Annotated in this window: 12 protein-coding genes; all 12 read right to left on the reverse strand. The window is 68.7% G+C overall.

The window, feature by feature from the left end; genetic code table 11:
• Positions 1–19 precede the first annotated feature (19 nt).
• From larB to ACW9UR_RS04600, 12 genes are read right to left on the reverse strand one after another with little or no spacing between them, the layout of a single operon-like run.
• A complete protein-coding gene (gene larB, locus ACW9UR_RS04545; protein ID WP_458915726.1) occupies positions 20–664 on the reverse strand; it encodes a nickel pincer cofactor biosynthesis protein LarB in 645 nt (214 codons plus the stop codon).
• A complete protein-coding gene (gene larE, locus ACW9UR_RS04550) occupies positions 661–1,452 on the reverse strand; it encodes an ATP-dependent sacrificial sulfur transferase LarE (protein ID WP_458915727.1) in 792 nt (263 codons plus the stop codon). The genes larB and larE overlap by 4 nt, the downstream gene beginning before the upstream one ends.
• Positions 1,449–2,597, reverse strand: a complete 1,149-nt coding sequence (larC, locus tag ACW9UR_RS04555) for a nickel pincer cofactor biosynthesis protein LarC (RefSeq protein ID WP_458915728.1) — start codon at positions 2,595–2,597, stop codon at positions 1,449–1,451. Before larC ends, larE begins: the two co-directional genes overlap by 4 nt.
• Positions 2,594–3,760, reverse strand: a complete 1,167-nt coding sequence (locus tag ACW9UR_RS04560; protein ID WP_458915729.1) for a UxaA family hydrolase — start codon at positions 3,758–3,760, stop codon at positions 2,594–2,596. Before ACW9UR_RS04560 ends, larC begins: the two co-directional genes overlap by 4 nt.
• Positions 3,757–4,023 carry a UxaA family hydrolase gene (locus ACW9UR_RS04565; protein ID WP_458915730.1) on the reverse strand — a complete coding sequence of 89 codons (267 nt, stop codon included), beginning with the start codon at positions 4,021–4,023 and terminating at the stop codon, positions 3,757–3,759. Before ACW9UR_RS04565 ends, ACW9UR_RS04560 begins: the two co-directional genes overlap by 4 nt.
• On the reverse strand, positions 4,014–5,153 hold the full coding sequence (locus ACW9UR_RS04570) for a mandelate racemase/muconate lactonizing enzyme family protein (RefSeq protein ID WP_458915731.1): 1,140 nt from the start codon (positions 5,151–5,153) through the stop codon (positions 4,014–4,016). The genes ACW9UR_RS04565 and ACW9UR_RS04570 overlap by 10 nt, the downstream gene beginning before the upstream one ends.
• Positions 5,153–6,616, reverse strand: coding sequence for a sulfatase-like hydrolase/transferase (locus ACW9UR_RS04575; RefSeq protein ID WP_458915732.1), 1,464 nt, complete (start codon positions 6,614–6,616; stop codon positions 5,153–5,155). Before ACW9UR_RS04575 ends, ACW9UR_RS04570 begins: the two co-directional genes overlap by 1 nt.
• A complete protein-coding gene (locus ACW9UR_RS04580; protein ID WP_458915733.1) occupies positions 6,613–7,917 on the reverse strand; it encodes a nickel pincer cofactor-dependent isomerase, group 22 in 1,305 nt (434 codons plus the stop codon). The genes ACW9UR_RS04575 and ACW9UR_RS04580 overlap by 4 nt, the downstream gene beginning before the upstream one ends.
• Positions 7,917–9,416 carry a sulfatase gene (locus ACW9UR_RS04585; RefSeq protein WP_458915734.1) on the reverse strand — a complete coding sequence of 500 codons (1,500 nt, stop codon included), beginning with the start codon at positions 9,414–9,416 and terminating at the stop codon, positions 7,917–7,919. The genes ACW9UR_RS04580 and ACW9UR_RS04585 overlap by 1 nt, the downstream gene beginning before the upstream one ends.
• Complete coding sequence (locus tag ACW9UR_RS04590; protein WP_458915735.1) at positions 9,413–10,903, reverse strand: tripartite tricarboxylate transporter permease; 1,491 nt, start codon at positions 10,901–10,903, stop codon at positions 9,413–9,415. The genes ACW9UR_RS04585 and ACW9UR_RS04590 overlap by 4 nt, the downstream gene beginning before the upstream one ends.
• An 11-nt stretch (positions 10,904–10,914) precedes the next feature.
• Positions 10,915–11,394, reverse strand: coding sequence for a tripartite tricarboxylate transporter TctB family protein (locus ACW9UR_RS04595; protein ID WP_458915736.1), 480 nt, complete (start codon positions 11,392–11,394; stop codon positions 10,915–10,917).
• A gap of 54 nt (positions 11,395–11,448) precedes the next feature.
• A complete protein-coding gene (locus ACW9UR_RS04600) occupies positions 11,449–12,420 on the reverse strand; it encodes a tripartite tricarboxylate transporter substrate binding protein (protein ID WP_458915737.1) in 972 nt (323 codons plus the stop codon).
• Positions 12,421–12,511 lie beyond the last annotated feature (91 nt).

The following is a 12,511-nucleotide window of genomic DNA, read 5'->3' on the forward strand; positions in this document are numbered from 1 at the left end:
TCCTCCGTTTCCGGGCGCTTCAGCCGCCCGCCAGTTTCATCATTCGGATGGCGGCGCAGGCCGCGCCGAAGCCGTTGCCGATGTTCACCACCGTCAGCCCCTGCGCGCAGGAGCCGAGCGCCGAGTCGAGCGCCAGCCGGCCCTCGGCGCTGACGCCGTAGCCGTGCGGTGCGGGCACCGCGATCACCGGCGCCGAAACAAGGCCGGTCAGAACGCTGAACAGCGCGCCCTCCATCCCTGCGACGGCGATCAGGATGCGGTGCTGGCGCAAGGTCTCGACCTGTTCCAGTAGGCGCCAGAGGCCCGCGACACCGACATCCGCGAGGATCGGTGCGTCATAGCCGTGGAAGGCCAGCGTCCGCGCGGCTTCAGTCGCGATGCCGAGATCCGAGGTCCCGGCGGCGACGATGCCGATGCCTTCGGTGGCCGGGGTCAGGCCGCCCAGCACGGCGGTCTGGCCGAGCGGATCATAGTCCAGCCCCTCGGCCTGCGGCAGGGCGGCCAGCCGCTCGGGGGCGAGGCGGGTCAGCAGCAGGCGGCGGTTCCCGGCGCGGGCTGTCTCCAGGATCGCGGCGATCTGGGCGTCGGTCTTGGTGGCGCAGAGCACGGCTTCGGCGGTGCCGGTGCGCGCCTCGCGCTGCCAGTCCATGCGGTGATCGGTCATTGCGCCGCCCCCCGCAGGAAGGCCGCGCCGCGGCGGTAGGCGCGTGCGCCAAGGAAGGGCCGGGCTGCGGTGCGAGCGAGGCTCTGCGCCTCTGCCACGGCATCCCGACCTGGCGCGCTATCGAGCGCGCTTTCGTCCAGTTCCACGATGACCCCGGCATGCGTGATCCGGCAGCGCAGGACGGCCCCGGTGCCGAGACGGGCGTGCATGGCGCCTTCGACCCGGTCGACGAAGTCGAGGTCCTCGGCGGCGATGCGGATCCCGGTTTCGACGCGGCTGGCGAGGCAGGGCTGCGCGGGCAGCTCGGCGAGGTCCGTAAGGTCGAGCTCGCGCGCCAATGCGTAGATGTCGGCCTTGCCCAGTCCGGCGTCGACGTAGGGGTGGATGACCCGATATTCCTCAGCAGCCTGAAGGCCGGGGCGGAAGTCGCCCAGATCGTCGGCATTGGTGCCCGAGGCGACGGGGCCGTCCGCCAGTGCGGCAACGGTGGAATAGAGATTCAGCTTGCAGAAATAGCAGCGGTTCGCCGGGTTCTCGCGATAGCGCGGATCGCCGAACTCTCCGGCGTCGACGAGATCCAGCCGCCAGCCCTCGCGCGCCGCGTGGGCGCGGACGCGCTCGGTCGCGGCGGGTGGAACGGCGGGCGAGACGGCGTGGGCCATTCGCGCGCCGGGTAGTACTACGTGGGCGACATGGGCAAGCACCATGCTGTCGATGCCACCGCTGACGGCAATGGTCATGCCCTCGTGGGGGGCGAGGGCGGCCCGCAGGCTTTCGAGGGCGCTCATTGCTCGACCCCGCGTGCTTGCGCGCGCCGCTCGGCCAGCGTCGTGCCGGTCAGGTCGTCAGCCTCGGCCTTGCGGGTCTGCGTGCCGCCAGGGCGCGTGACCTGCTTGACGCGCGGTGCTTCGCCCTGCGCCGCGCGGGGCAGAACCATGCGGCGCTCGGACCGCAGGCGCAGACCGATGGTCGAGGTCTGGGCGAAGCAGTGCTCGGCCACCTCGGTCTCGTGGCCCGGCCGGGCAAGCAGGCGGAAGCCGGTTGCGGGGCGGCCCTTCTTGCCGGTGAGCGCGGCGGTGGTCAGGTCGACCACGCCGGAAAAGGCGCGCAGGCGGTCGACGGCGGTGGCGATCTCTTCACCTGTCATGTCGTCAACGTCGAACTCGATGACCGATACGGTGTCGTCGGACTGCTGCGGCTCGGCTGTGACTATGCGCACGGCCAGAACGTTGGCCATGCCGGGCAGATCCTTTGTGCCCGCGCCGTAGCCGGTGGCGGTGAGCGTCCCGGCGCAGGGCGACACGGTGCCGAGCGCGTGAAGATGCGCGGCGATGCAGGCGCCGGTGGGGGTGACGCGTTCGCCGCCCACGCCGTCGTCATGGACCGGCAGGCCGGTCAGCAGGCGGGCGGTGGCCGGCGCGGGGATTGGCAGGGGGCCGTGCTGGGTCTTCACCTGTCCGCCGCCCAGTGGCAGCGGGGCGAGGGACCAGCCGGCCCCCTCGAGGGCGGCGATGATCCGGCCCGCTGCGGTCAGGTCGGCAAGCGTGTCCCAGTCGGCGATCTCGTGGAAATGCACCTTCTCGAGCGGCACGCCGTGGACCGTCGCCTCGGCTTCGGCCAGGCGGCGGAGCATCGTGCTGGCGTGCTCCTTCGTGGCAGCGTCCAGGTCCGCACGGTCGATCAGCTCGGTCATCTGCGGGTAGTGGCGCGGAGCCTTGTCGGCGGGCAGGCGCACAGCGAAACGGCTGCCGGTCAGCCCGTGCGAGACCGCCGGTTCCAGCGCCGCGCCGCCATCCTCGGGCAGCACGGCGGCGACGGCCTCCAGTACCGGTGCGCGCAGTTCCGGCAGGGCATCGAGCATCGCGGCGGCAAACATGTCGCCAGCGATCCCGCCCACCGGGGTCAGGTGGATGTGACGCCGCGGCGTCGTCAAATCGACGGACCCAGCCGGCTGATCACTTCGTCGCATTCCTCGGTCGTCTCGGCCCATGTCGGCGCGCCCTCGCAGATCTGGAGAAGCCGCGCGGCGAGGTCCGGCAGCAGCTCGGTGCGCGGGCGCGCGCCGGTGAAGGCGGGCGAGGCGTCGAAGTCGATCTGCCGCGGCAGACGCCGCACGGTCTCGGGGTTTGCCGACATCTTTAGCGTCGGGGCGAGGGCGCTGCCATAGGGGTTGCCATGACCGGTGGTGAAACAGACGAGTTGCGCTCCGCCCGCGACCATCGAGGTGATCGATTCCGGCGACAGTGCGGGGGTGTCCATCAGGTAGAGCCCGGGTCCGGGGATCGGCGCGCCTTGGTCGAGCGCGCCCATGATCGGGCTCGTGCCGCCCTTGCGGATCGCGCCGAGGGATTTCTCTTCCAGCGTCGTGATGCCGCCGTCGTGGTTCTGCGGGCCGGGATTGCCGAGGCGCAGGTCCTTTCCCTGCGCGCGCGCGTGGGCTTGCCGCGCGGCAAGGAAGGCGCGTAGCCGAGCCTCGGTTTCGGGTGCGGCGCAGCGGGGCGCGAGGACGTGCTCGGCGCCGAGCCATTCGATAGTCTCCGAGAAGAGCGCCGCGCCACCCGCCGCGATCAGTGCATCGCACAGATCGCCTGCGAGCGGGTTGGCCACCATCCCCGAGGAGGCGTCGGAATGGCCGCATTCTACCGCCAGTACGAGGTCGGAGACCGGGCAGGGTTGGCGCGTCTGTTCGGAGAGGTCGCGCAGTAGCGCGCGGCCCGCGTCGACGGCGTCCGAGAGCATCGCCTCGGCGTCCTCTCCGGCCTCTTGCAGCGAGAAACCGGCGACGGGGCGGCCAGCGGCTTCGGCGGCGGCCTGGAAGGTCTCGCGCAGGCCTTTGTCAGGGGCAAGCACAAGCACCGCGCCGGTGTTCGGGTGACCTGCCATCTGACGCAGCACCGAGTCGTGGAAATCCCGGTCTGCGCCCACCTGCCCACGCCCGCAGGCGCTGGCCAGAAGCACCGCCTCGGGCAGCGACGCCGCCAGTTTCCGCGCATGCGGCCGGTTCAGGCTGCAGGCCGAGAGGATCAGCAGGTGGTTGCGCACGCCCGCGCGGCCCGTGGCGCGGGGGTATCCGTGAAAGAGCTCTGGCAGGCTCATGGCCCATCCCCGGCGAGGTTGTGCAGGTGGACATGCTCTCCGGCGGCGATGGGCCGGGTCGCGTGGCCGATGAGGGCGCCGTACTTGATGACCGGTGCGCCTTCGGCGATCGGTATCGCCGCGACCTTGTGGCCAAGTGGGGCAGGACCGATGAGGGCGATCGCGGACCCGTCCTCCAGCACGGCGCGCTCGCCGCCTTCGTGGGCGCGCAGCAGGCAGACGACGTTGTCGCCTGGATCGAGGCGCAGGGCCGTCACGTCCACGGCAGCACCTCCTGGCGCGAGACCAGCAGGTCAGATACCGCGCCGGTGTCCGGGATGTAGCCGAGGCCCGGCCCCTCGGGCAGGGTGAACAGCCCGTCGTCGAGACCGAGGCCCCGGCCCGAGAGCACCTCGAGCAGCGGGTTCTCGGATCCGTCGATTTCCAGAAGGCCGTCGCCGCCGACCGCCGCCAGCAGGTGGGCCGAGGCGATCAGGCCGACGCCGCCGCCCAGGAAATGCGGACAGTAGGTCAGGCCCGCGGCCTCGGCTGCGCGGGCGACAGGCAGGGTGCCCGAAAGGCCGCCCCATTTGCAGATGTCGGGCTGGATCACGCCAAGCGCGCCGCCCTCGACGGCCGCGTCGAACTGGGCGCGGGTGCCCATGTTCTCGCCCCCCGCAAGGCGCATCGGCGCGGCCTGCGCCAGCCGCGCCCAGTCGCTGGCCGGGGCATCGACGGGCATCGGCTCCTCGAGCCAGAGCGGATCCAGATCACCGAGCCGGTCAAGCCGCTTGCGGGCGGTCTCGTAGTCCCAGGCCTGGTTGGCATCGACCATCATGCGCTTGCCTTTGGGCAGCGCGGCGTGCAGCGCCTCGGCCTGGTCGAGTCCGTCGCCGGGACCGAAGCCGATGCGCAGCTTGAAACGCACATGGCCGAGCGCGGTCATGCGGGCGAATTGTTCTTCCCACAGCACGGGCGAGAGGCCGCTGGCATAGCCCGGCACGGCGCGGGGCGTCCCGCCCAGCAGCGTCGCCAGCGGCATGCCCTGCCGCCTGGCGCGCAGGTCCAGAAGCGCGATATCGACCCCGGCGGCGATCTGGCTGACCGGGCCGGGCTCGCCCGCCTGCAGGGCCACGCGGTGCAGGCGCTTGCGGATCAACGCGGCGGGTTCCTTCGTTTCCGAGGTCAGCTCGGGCAATACCGCGGGCAGCAGGTTCGCGGCCAGCCGGGCGCGGTGCAGGTCGCCATCGGGCGGGAAATTGCACCAGACCTCGCCCCAGCCCTCGGCGCCCTCGCTGTCCTCAAGACGGATCAGAAGGGCGGGGCGGTTGGTCACTGGGCCCATGGTGGTCGGGATCGGAGGGTCGACGCGATGCCTGAAATGCAGGATCTCGGCGCGGGCAATGGTCGTCATCAAGTCTCGTCCAGTCGGTTCATGTCGGGGCGCAGGGGCCAGATGTATGTGCTTTCAGGGCGGACAGAGCCAGCCCAGGCCGCAAGCACGTCCTTGTCGGCGCGGCGCTCTCGCATGCGCCGAGCGATCAGTACCGGGTCCCAGCCGTCGAGCGCCAGCGCCATCAGGCGTTTGAGCACGTCCGCGTGGTCGGCGTCTCGCGACAGGTCGGTGCGCTCCTGCGGGTCGGTGTCGAGGTCGAACAGCAGCGGTGGATCCCCGGCGTAGACGTGCAGCTTCCAGCGGCCCTGGCGGACCATGCGATGCTGCACGGCGCGGCCTCCGGTCCAGGGCGGTACGGCGTCGGTGCAGTACTCGCAGAAAATCGTGTTGTCCCAGCGTTGCGCGCTTCCGGTCAGCACGGGCCAGAAGCTGCTGCCATCGGCATTGGGCAGGGTCTTGCCGCCAAGCGCGTCGATCATCGTCTGGCTGAGGTCGACCAGGCTGACAACCTCGGGGCGGGCGGTGTTCTCGGGCAGGACGCCCGGAAGCGACAGGATCATCGGCACCTTGGCGCTTTCGTCGAAGAGCGTGTGCTTCCACCAGAGCCCGCGCTCGCCCACATGATCGCCGTGGTCCGAGGCGTAGACCACCAGCGTGTCGCGATCGAGCCCGTGGAGGCGCAGCCGGTCGAGAATCCGGCCGATCATCTCGTCCATTGCCGAGACCAGCCCCCAGTACGCGGCGCGGGCGAGCCGGGATTTTCGCTCGGGCAGGGCCTCGATGCCCCGGTTGGCGCGCCACCAGGCGATCCAGGGGTGATCGGAGGCGCCCGCCGGGATCTCGGGCGGGGGCAGGCGGGTCAGGTAGTGATCGATCCAGCGCTGCGCGGCGACATAGGGCGCATGGGGCAACATCAGGCCGACGGTCAGGCAGAACGGCGCGCCCTCGGAGGCGATGCGGTCGAGCGTGGCCAGCGCCGCCTCGGTCACGTCGCGGTCCTTCAGTTCATAGGCGGACTGTCCCGCGCCGCAGGCGGCGACGCTTTCGGGGGTCGGCTCGTTGGCTTGGTCGAGCGGCCCCATGTCATGGCGCGGGATACCGGCCCAGTTCGGGCTGTGCTCGCCCACCTGCCGCGCGACATAGCCGTGCATCTGGTCGGGGCCCATACTGTGCAGCCGCCCCACCAGTTCCGGCCGGAAGCCGGCGGCACCGAGGGCATGGAGCCATGTCGGGATGTCGCTGGCAAGATGGTCGTCATTGGTCCAGCACTGCTGACGGTGCGGGTGTCGCGCTGTGAGCATGGACATGCGGCTGGGCACACAGATCGGCGAGGGACAATAGGCGTTGTCCATCCGCACGCCGGATGCCGCCAGCCGGTCGAGCGCGGGGGTGCGGACATGCGGATCGCCGTAGCAGCCCGCAACGCGCTGGGCATGCTGGTCCGAGAAGATGAACAGCAGGTTCTTCGCGCGTGCGGTCATGCCGCGCCGATCCGCGCGAGGCGTCCAGCGTCGAAGGCAAGCGGTGCGAGCGGGGTCTCGGAAAGCAGCAGGTCGCGACTGCGCAACTCTTCCAGCAGCGGTGCGGTCACGCGGATGGTGCCGAGTTGGGCGGACGACCGGATCTGTGCAAGGCGCGGCGGCCCGTCGGCCCAGCAGGTGGCGGCGAGCGCGCGGACGCAGGTGATCTCGTCGGGCAGGACGATGGGGATGAACGCCTTTTCCAGGATCGTTGCCGAAACGGCATTCATGTACATCGCCTTGAGATCGAGGCTCTCGGCCAGCGCGCGGGGGATGTAGTCGCCCATGCCGACGCCCAGCCCGTTGCCGCCGGTGCGGGCGCTCAGGCCCAGCACGACGATCTTGTGGATGAATGGCTCGGCCGGGTTTTCGACGCCGCGAATGTCTGTCCGGCCAGAGATCGCCGGGTCGATCCCGGCACCCGAGACATCCTTGCCGACCTCTTCGACGATCAGCCCGTCCAGCTGCGCGAAGGGCAGGCGGGCCATCGCGGCCTTGGCCATCGTCAGCAGGCGGGCGTCGGTCTCGGCGAAGTCCCGCGGGGCGACGGCCTCGATGTGGTGCAGGTGCTTGTCGGCGGTTTCGACCAGCGCCAGACCCGCGCAAAGGGGCGCGCGCTCGACGATGCGGGCGGCTAGTCGTGGCAGGGTCTCGGCCAGGCCACGCGGGCCTACCATGTGGACCTGACGCGCGCCTTCCGCCTTGCCGAGGCCGACGGCCAGCATCTTGCTGAGACCGCTTTCGACGGGGCGGTCGAAGCTGGTATGCGCCTTGACGCGGTTGATGACCAGAACGCCGTCGGCACCGGCGGCGTTGGCGTCGAAATGGCAGGTGAAGCCACCCTCGATCTTCCCGTATTGAGCCGTCTCCATCGTCGCGCGGACCGGGCATCCCATGCTCTCGTCGGTGATGCCGAGGTTGGCGAGGACCTCGGCCTGACCCTCGGCGGTACCGCCCCCGTGCGAGCCCATGCCGGGCACGATGAACGGGGCCAACCCGCGCGCCTTCAGCCAGTCGACCGCGGTACGGGCGACGATGTCGATCCCGGCGATGCCGCGACTGCCGACCGCCACCGCGACCGAGGCGCCGGGGGGCAGGTCGAACTGTTCAGATTGCGTGTCGAGCGCGGCGCGGACGGCGGCGGGCACGTCGGCGAGTGGCGCAGGATCCGGCTGCCGGATGCGAACCTCGGCGAAGTCGGGCAGCGGTACCTTCGCAAGGTGTGGTAGCTCGATGGCGGGAAATCGCGGGGATGTGTCCATCAAATGCTCTCCAGCTGAAATCTCTCGTATAATTCGGGGGGCGCTTCATGGCGGCGCATCTCGGTGATAATCGCATCGGCGAAATCGGCCTCGATCTGCGGGTCCCGGAAGGGCCGCAACTGGCCGGGATCGCTGCGCAGATCATGGAGCGCCGTGCCGGTGTTCTCGATCCCGCCGCCCTGCATCGGCGGGCGCTTGGCGGTCGGCAGGGCGGGGATCTTCAGGACCGGCATGACAGTGAAGCCGAAGCCATCGTGCAGGGCCGCGCCGCCCAGTTCCTCGGGCGTGAAGGGCGTGACCGCGTGCTGCGGCATCAGCGTGTACTCATTCAGCGGCGCGTCCTCCATCCCCGGCGGGTGGAGGAAGCAGCTGTGCCGCCCGTCGGTCGCGTTCAGCGCGCCGCCGAAGATGCCGTAGAGCGCCAGGTCGCGGACCGTCCCGCCCTCAAGCGCAGGCAATATGCTCCGCCCGAGCACCGTCTCGGGGGCCTCGATCCCGTGCAGTTCCAGCAGCGTCGGCATTAGGTCCATCGTCTGCGTCAGTGCGGCGCAGCGCGCAGGGCGTGCGTGGCCGGGGGCGTGGAAGAACAGCGGGATGCGGGCGATCTCGTCCCAGAACGGCATCCGGTTCTTGCCCCACCAGTCATGCTCGCCCAGCAGGAAGCCGTGGTCGGTGGTCACGATCAGTGCGGTATCGTCCCAGAGGTCCTGCGCGTCCATCCGGTCCAGCAGCCGCCCCAGTTGAGCATCGCAATGGGCGACGAGGGCGGTGTAGTTCGCGCGCAGTTCGTCCTCCTCGGCCGGGTTGAGCGCGCCGGAGCGCTGGTACCGGGGCCAGTCGAGGGTCGGGCCGTCATAGCTGGCCTGGAAGTGCTCGCGGATCTCGGGCGGGGCGAGAAAGGGCTCGTGGGGATCGAATGTCTCGATCTGCAGGAACCAGTCATCGGCCTCGCGGTTCGCGTCGAGGAAGTCCAGCGCGCCGTCGAAGGTCCGCGTGCAGGGATAGGCTTGTTCCGACAGGATCCACTCGCGGTTCAATGCGCCTTGCAGGCGATAGCCGTTGCGGTGGGCTTCGAATTGGTGCGGGTGAGTTTCCTGTTCCAGCCGGGGCAGGTCTGGGGGTTGGAAGGCCCAGGGGTCTGCCTCTTGCCCGCGGACGAAATCCCAGGTCGTGAAGGCGGTGTGGTAGGTCGCGCCGCCCGCCTCGAAATAGTGGTAGTGGTCGGTGACGAGGTGGCTGTGGATGCCGGTCTGCTGCATCAGTCCGGTGAGGGTGACGTCGAACGGCTCCAGTGGCCCCCAGCTTCTATGCAGGAAGTTCAACCGCCCGGTCTGAAGGTCGCGCCTTGCGGGCATGCAGGGCATCGAGCCGACGTAGTGCGTGTCGAACACTGTAGTCCGGGCCGCCAGACGGTCGAAATTCGGTGTCGGCACCGCCCCGCCGTAGCAGGACAGCGCCCGCGCGTTGAGCGAGTCGAAGAGGACGAGGATCGACCTCATGCGGCACGCTTCTTGCGGCGATAGTCGCTGACGATCGGCCAGACCAGCAGCAGGATCGCGATGATCGTGAAGGCCAGCGGGAAGGGCCGCGTCCAGATCGGCGAGATGTCCCCGGCGGTCATCATCAGACCCGAGCGCAGTTTCTGCTCGGCCAGCGGCGCCAGCACGAAGCCGATCACGAACGGGCCCAGCGGGATCTTCGCTCGCTCGAGCAGGAAGCCGATCACGCCGAACATCAGCATCACCCAGACGTCGAACATCGTGTTGTTCAACGCGTAGGAGCCGATGACGCAGAACATCATCACCACCGGCAGCACGAAGCTGCGGGGCAGGTAGATCAGGTTCGCGATATAGCGCACCGACGAGGTCATCAGCATCCACATCAGGATGTTGGCGATCAGCGCCGCGGCGATCATTCCCCAGACGATGTCGCCGTTGGTCAGGAACAGCGTCGGCCCCGGCTGGATCGAGTGGATCGTGAGCGCCCCGATCAGGATCGCGTCGATCACGCTGCCCGGAATGCCCATCGCGATCAGCGGGATCAGTGCGCCGCTGACGGTCGCGTTGTTGGCGGCCTCGGAGGCGATGATGCCTTCCTCGGAGCCGCGGCCGAATTCCTCGGGATGGTCCGAAACGTTCTTGGCCATCGTGTAGGCGACGACCGAACCGATGGACGCGCCGATACCGGGCAAGATGCCGATCCAGGTGCCGATGAAGGACGAGCGGATCATGTTGACTGCGTGGCGCTTGAAGTCCCGAAGGCCCATCAGCACACCGCGGTTGTTGACCTCGGCCCTGTCCGGGATGTTGCCCATCTCCAGACAGTCCTTGATGATCTGGCTGACCGCGAAGGTGCCGATCAGCACCGGAAGCAGCTGCAGTCCGCCGTTCAGCATGTACCAGTCGAAGGTCAGGCGCGGCATGCCCGTCGCCGGGTCCACGCCGGGCATCGAGACCAGCATCCCCAGCAGGCCCGAGATCAGCCCCTTGACCAGCGATCCCTCGCTGACCGAGGCGATCAGCACCATCGCCATCATGATCAGGGTGAAATACTCGAACGGGCCGAACTTGGTGGCCAGGATCGACAGCGGCTTGGTGACGGTGAAGAGCACCCCCCAGGCGATCAGGCCGCCTACGAAGGACGCGGTGATGCCGAGGCCCAGCGCCCGGCCGGGCCGGCCTGAGCGGGCCATCGGGTAGCCGTCGAAGGTCGTCATCACCGAAGCGGGCGTGCCCGGCATCCGCATCAGCGTTGCGGTGATCAGCCCGCCGCTGATCGCGCCGACATACATCGAGACCAGCAGCACAACCGCGTTGAACGGCTCCATGTAGAAGGTAAGTGGCAGCGTCAGGGCGATGAGCATCGCGCCGGTCAGACCGGGGATCGCGCCGACGATGATGCCCAGCGACGTGCCGATGAACAGCATGAAGAAGGGCCAGGGCGTGAAGATCTGCCCGATCGCACCGAAGAGAGAGGCGAAGTCCATGCGTCAGGCCCTTATTCCGGCAAGTCGACGGTGAAGACCTCGGTGAAGAGGTATTCGGCGCCGAACGAGGCGATAGCGGCGGTGATCGCCGCCGCGAGGATGACATTGCTCCGGAAGCCTTCCAGCGCCGAGATCAGCAATGTGAGGTAGACGAAGGTGACGATGCCGAAGCTCGCCACCTTGAGGTGCAGGAGCGCGACATAGGCCAGCGAGCCTGCCAGCATCAGGATTGCGCCGCCGGGGCGTCCGCCGGTGAACTCGGCCCGGGCGCTGGCTGCGACTCCGCCGGCCGCGCGCAGCCGCAGAAAGCCACGGGCCATGACAACCAGGCAGCACATGATGACGATGGCGGCGGTCCATTTCGGTACCGGGCCCGAGCCGAGGGGCTCGAAACTGCCGGGGGGCAAGCGGGAGGCCTGTACGAAAAACACGGCGCAGATCCCGGCCACGAGGGCAGAGACCCCGATCTCGGTCAGGGGGCGGTGGTCCATGTCGGTATATTCCGGAAAACGGGCACCCGGCCCGAAGGCCGGGCGCGGGTCACGTCACTTCTGCGCGGCGAGCTTGGCGATGGGCTCGATCGCGGTCCAGGTGTCCTCGAGGTCCTTCTGAAGCGCCTCGCCGCTCAGGAAGATGTCGGCGAACCCCTTGCTTTCCAGGAATTCCTGGTAGCGTTCGGTCTTGGTCGCAGCCTCCATCGCAGCGGCGAACCCGTCGATCGCTTCTTGCGGAGTGTCCTTGGGGGCGAAGACCCAGGATTTTACGCAGAACTGCATGTCATAGCCCAGTTCCTGCATCGTGGGCAGGTCGGGCAGAGCACTGAACCGCTCGGCGCCGGTGTAGGCCAGCGGCTTGATCTGTGCTTCGGGGTTCTCGGAGCCGTCAGGAAGCAGCGTGAAGTTCACCACCTCGGCTCCCGACAGCACCGTTGCGTTGGTCTGGGCGCCGGTGAGCGCAGTGAAGTTCGCCGTGCCGCCGCCGATCTGGACGAAGCGGAACTTGGCGCCCGGGTTCTGCTCTTGCAGCATGAGACCGGCCATATGGTTGATCGCGCCGAGGTTGGCGCCGAAGATCAGCGTGTCCGGCTCGTCCTTGGCCTTTGCCAGAAGCTGCTCGATCGAGTCGATCCCGCTGTCCTTGCGCACCATCGGCGCCAGGCAGAACTCGCCCGCGCCAGCGACCGGGGCGAAGTCGCGCCAGCCGAAATCGAGCGCGCCGGTGCCTTCGCCGCCCATCAGCGCGATGTGGATGATCAGGAAGTTGTAGCCGTCAGGCTCGGCCTCCATCACTCTACGCGAGCCGATGGAGTAATGGCCGCCAACATTGACGATGGTGATCGGCTGCGACAGCGCGCCGCTTTCCTCGGCCCCTGCTTGCAGTGTCCTGGCAACCTGGTCCGAGGTGCCCCCGGCATTGAACGGCACGATAAGCTTGATCGGTTTTTCGGGCCATTCGGCCGACGCCGTTCCTGCGGTCGTCATCAGTGCTGCGGCGGCGAATCCCAGTAGTTTCTTCACGGTCCAGTCCTCCCGAGGTCTATCATAATTTATGACTTATGATGTGTTTTGTATTTGCGGGCTCTATCTTATGGGTTAAGCCTTAATCGCG

Source organism: Halovulum sp. GXIMD14794, from assembly GCF_054457455.1.